The sequence below is a fragment of the Mesorhizobium sp. M4B.F.Ca.ET.017.02.2.1 genome (assembly GCF_003998955.1).
GTDB classification, from domain to species: Bacteria; Pseudomonadota; Alphaproteobacteria; order Rhizobiales; family Rhizobiaceae; genus Mesorhizobium; species Mesorhizobium abyssinicae.
The window spans coordinates 1-4,479 of record NZ_RZOF01000440.1 but is presented as its reverse complement, the minus strand read 5'-3'; the positions used below and the strand labels follow the sequence as shown (position 1 = coordinate 4,479).

The 4,479-nt window shown below is 64.3% G+C and carries 4 protein-coding genes; all 4 read left to right on the top strand.

The annotated features are described in order from the left end of the window. The coding region (locus tag EN738_RS31435; RefSeq protein WP_127286993.1) for a hypothetical protein at nt 1-1,679 on the top strand (1,679 nt) is incomplete at its 5' end. Next, complete coding sequence (locus tag EN738_RS31430) at nt 1,676-2,137, top strand: GNAT family N-acetyltransferase (RefSeq protein WP_127286992.1); 462 nt, start codon at nt 1,676-1,678, stop codon at nt 2,135-2,137. The genes EN738_RS31435 and EN738_RS31430, both read left to right, overlap by 4 nt. Before the next feature lie 4 nt (nt 2,138-2,141). Beyond that, entirely contained in the window at nt 2,142-2,933 is a 792-nt protein-coding gene (locus tag EN738_RS31425; protein ID WP_189606070.1) for a hypothetical protein, read from the top strand. 9 nt (nt 2,934-2,942) lie between these two features. Next, nucleotides 2,943-4,479: phage tail tip lysozyme (locus EN738_RS31420; protein ID WP_348629119.1), on the top strand; the 1,537-nt coding region annotated here is incomplete at its 3' end.

Below are 4,479 nucleotides of genomic sequence, written 5' to 3'. Positions count from 1 at the left end.
CCGGCATCGTGATGCGCGGCGGCTCGGTCAAGCGGGCCACGATCGGCAGCGACCCGGTCGAAAGTTTCATCACCTACAATGCCGGCGGCACCAAGAAGATTTGGGCCTGCGACGAGACGACCGTGCGTGACGTCACCGCGCCCGCCGATGCTGTCACGCCGCCGGCCGCGTCGGTCACCGGCCAGACATCGGGCTATTACTCCTACGTCAATTTCACGACGTCGGGCGGCTCGTTCGTCGTGGCGGTCAACGGAACGGACTTCCTGCAGCTCTACTCGACGACGTTCGACTGGACGGCGGTCAACGGCCTTGCGACCTATCGCCTGAACTTCGATGCCCAGACCGTCAACTTCATCAACGGCCAGGTCGTGACGGGCGGCACAAGCGGCGCGACGGCGACCGTGGTCAAGAACGTCGACAATGGCGCCACCGGCTCGCTGATGATCCAGTCGATTACCGGGACCTTCGTCGACAACGAGACGATCACCGGCGCTGGCGGTGGTTCGGCCACGGCCAACATTCCGGGTGGCGTCGTTCAGGTCTCAGCCGCGATCACTGGCGTAGCCACCAGCGCGCTGTCTCATGTGTGGCTCTATCGAAATCGCCTGTTCTTCATCCAGGGCGGCACGATGAAGGCCAGCTATCTGCCGGTCGATTCCGTCACCGGCACGCTCGGCACGCTGAACTTGTCCGGCGTCTTCCAGCGCGGCGGCTCGCTGCTGTTCGGCGGAACCTGGTCGCTGGATGCCGGCGACGGCATCGACGACAAATGCGTGTTCGTTACGACCGAGGGCGAGGCTGCGATTTTCGAGGGCAGCAACCCGGCCGGCGCGACCGCCGCCGAGTGGAACCTTGTCGGCCGCTATGACCTCACCACGCCCATGGGCAAGCGAGCCACGATGCGCGCCGGTGGCGACCTGATCGTTGCGACGAAGGAAGGCATGGTTCCTATCTCGGCCGCGATCAACAAGGATGCCGCAGCACTGTCCCTTGCCGCCGTCTCACGCAACATCGAGCCGGATTGGAAGCATGAAGCGGCCCGGCGGCTGTCGTTGCCATGGGAGGTAATCAAGTGGCCGGATATGAACTATGCCATCGTCTCGCTGCCGATCACGGCCGAGGGGCAAGAGGCCTGGTCGTTCGTCGTCAATCTTGAAACCGGCGCCTGGTGCAAGTTCGTCGGATGGGCGACCCGCTGCATCGAACTGCACGACAGCCGCCTGTTCTTCGGAACCAATGACGGCAAGGTCTTCGAAGGCGAGATCAACGGCAACGATGACAGCGGGCCGATCTACTACACCTATGTCGGCAATCCCGACCACATGAAGACGCTTGGCCGCCTGAAGACCGTGCACCAGGCGCGGCCGACCTTCCTCGCCTCGACGCCGTTCAACCCGAAGATTTCGTTTTCGGTCAACTACACGGTGACCCTGCCGACGGCGCCGGACGCGGCCGATGGCGGCACGGCCGACCTGTGGGATTCTGGCCTGTGGGACGTTGCCCTGTGGGATCAGGCCGCGCCGGTGGCGACAGTCAGCGGCGGCCAATGGATCTCGATCGGCAAGACCGGATACGTGCTGCAGCCGCAGGTGCAGGTTACCGGCTTTCTCAACCGCCGCCCTGATGTCGAGTTCGTGCAGCTCGACGTGACCTTTGAAAATGGCGGGGTGGTCGTATGAGCTACGACATCGCCATTGAGAACTTCAACGAGGCCTGGCCGGAACTCGAACCGCTTTGCCGCCGGCACTACGGCGAGATGCAGGCGCGCATGGCGGCCGAGGGAATGACGATCGGCGACTTCAAGCCGCGCCTCAACGTCTACGGCGCCGCCAGTCATCTCCTTTGCTTCGTGGTCCGGAACGAAGGTGAGGCCGTCGGCTACGCCTTCATCTGGATCACGCAAGACATGCACAACAGCGAACCCATCGCCATGGAGGACACGATCTATATGCGGCCGGATCACCGGAATGGCATCGGACGCCGTTTCACCAAGCACATCCTGGCCGAACTCAAAGCGCGCGGCTGCGTCAGGGCGCACGTGACCATCGCCACCGATCTGCGTGTTGCCAAGATGTGCGAGCGCGTGGGCTTCAAGCGGTCGGCAATCGCAATGACGTATTTCCTTCAGGAGGCCTGACAAGATGTGCGCGCCCGATCCTCCCGCCCCGCCGGATCCCAAAGAAACATCCGCGGCGTCGACCTCGACGAACGTCGGCACGGCTGTCGCCAACGCGAACCTTGGCAACGTCAACCAGGTCACGCCTGACGGCAATCTCACCTACAGCCAGTCCGGCACCTATAAGTGGAACGACCCCTATACGGGCAAGTCCTACGACATCCCGACCTACACAGCGACGCAGACGCTTTCGCAGACCGGGCAGGCGATCAAGGATCAGACCGACCAGGCCAAGCTCAATCTCGGCGAGCTGGCCGCTGGTCAGTCGTCCTTTCTGAAAGACTGGTTGTCGAAGCCGATCGACCTGTCGAACGACGCAACAGAGGCCCGGTTGATGGACCTCGGCATGAAGCGGCTTCAGCCGGCGCTGGACGCCCGCCGCGCGGCGAATGAGGCCGACCTGATCAATCGCGGCATTCGTCCAGGGTCCGACAACTACGCCCAGGCGCAGAACATCCAGAACCAGGGCGAAAACGACGCCTACAACTCGCTGCTGCTGTCCGGGCGAGGCCAGGCCGTGCAGGAGGCGTTGGCGCAGAACTCGGCGCCCATCAACAACCTCACCGCCTTGCTGTCCGGTTCGCAGGTCAGTCAGCCGAATTTCGTCAATGCGAACATGCCGACGATCCCGACGACCGATGTCGCCGGCCTGATCAACACCAACTACAACCAGAAGCTCCAAAACTGGCAGCAGAGCCAAGCGAACACCCAGAACCTTCTGGGTGGCCTGTTCTCTCTCGGCGCGTCGTTCATCTAGGAGGGGATCATGGGTTTCATCTTCGGCCCCGGCCAGCAGTACCAGACGCCCGAGGAACTGGCGAAGGCTCGCGCCGTTGCCGAGGCCCTGCTTAACCAGCAGCCGATCGCGCACAATGTCGGCGAAGGCCTTGCCGTGGTCGGACAGGCGATCAGGGGCAGGCGAGACCTGAACCGCATCATCAAGGCGCAAGGCGATATGCGTGCCGGCGGCGATAGCGTCTTCTCAGCGCTTTTCGGCGGTGGTGCACCGGCGGCAACGTCGACAGCGGCGCCGAGCGGCGGCGGTGCGGTCGCCTCGGCTCTTGGCGGCGGCTCGATGGGCAGCGCTCCGGACCTTTCTGGCAATGACGTCTACAACGGCTTCATGGACACGGTGAAAAGTAAGGTCACCAATCCTTACGGCCTCGCAGCCGTCGCCGCGACCGCCAACGCCGAAAGCCGCTTCAGCCCGAAGAACGCTTTCGGTTCCTGGTCGGACCCGAGCGAAAGCGGCCAGGCCGGCACCGCTGGCGGCATCCTTTCGTGGCGCGGTCCACGCTTTGAAGCGATGCGCACCTTCGCCGGCAGCAATGGCGGCGATGCAAATGCCCCGTCACCGCAACTTCAGGCGCAGTATTTCCTGCAGGAAGACCCTAGTCTGGTCGACGCGCTGAACGCGGCGAAGTCGCCGGAAGAGGCGCAGCGCCTCATGAACAACGCCTGGAAGTTCGCCGGCTACGACCGCCCCGGTGGCGAGGCCGCGCGCCGCATTTCCATGGCCAATTCCTTCGCATCGCGTTTCGCCGACGCCGCTCCTGTGCAGGTGGCGAGCCTCGAACCGAGCGCGGGCGTGTCGGCGGCGCTGAACAAGCGACCGTCCCCGCAGGAGAGCCCGGCGACGGTCGCGCAGACCGTGCAGTCGCCGCGCACGACGGAACCGGCCCCGGTCGTGTCGAAGCCGGCTGCCGCGCCTCAGACGGTCGTCCAGGCGTCGCCGGCAACCGGTGCCAATGCCGGCGGCCCGAGCGTGCAGCAGCTTCTGCAGGCCTCGCAGGATCCTCGCCTGTCCGAGCAACAGCGCGGCGTCGTCAACCTGATGCTGAAGCAGAAGCTCGACGAGGCCAACCCGGCCAACCAGCTCGAACTCGAAAAGAGCCGGCTGGAAGTCGAGAAGCTGCGCAATCCGCAGATCGAACCGGGTGACAAAGCGCGCCTCGATTTCGACCGGGAGAAGTTCGCGGCCGAGCAGAACAAGCCGATCGAGGTGGGTGGCGTCCTGGTCGATCCCAAGACACACGAGCCCGTTTACACCGGCCAGCAGACCGATTGGGAAAAACTCGACGAGCGCACCCTGTACAACAAGCGCACCGGCGAGACGCGCGCTGTCAGCATCGGAAATGGTCCGAACGCAGGCCAGTTCAGGTTCACGGGCAACTCTGTCGAGGCTCAGGCGCTCAACGGCCTGATGGATGGTGGCGGCCTCACGGTCGAGCAGGCGCAGCAGCTCGCCGCTGGCAAGACGATCAGCGGCCCGAATGGCGAATTGCTGTTCCTGACGCCGCAGG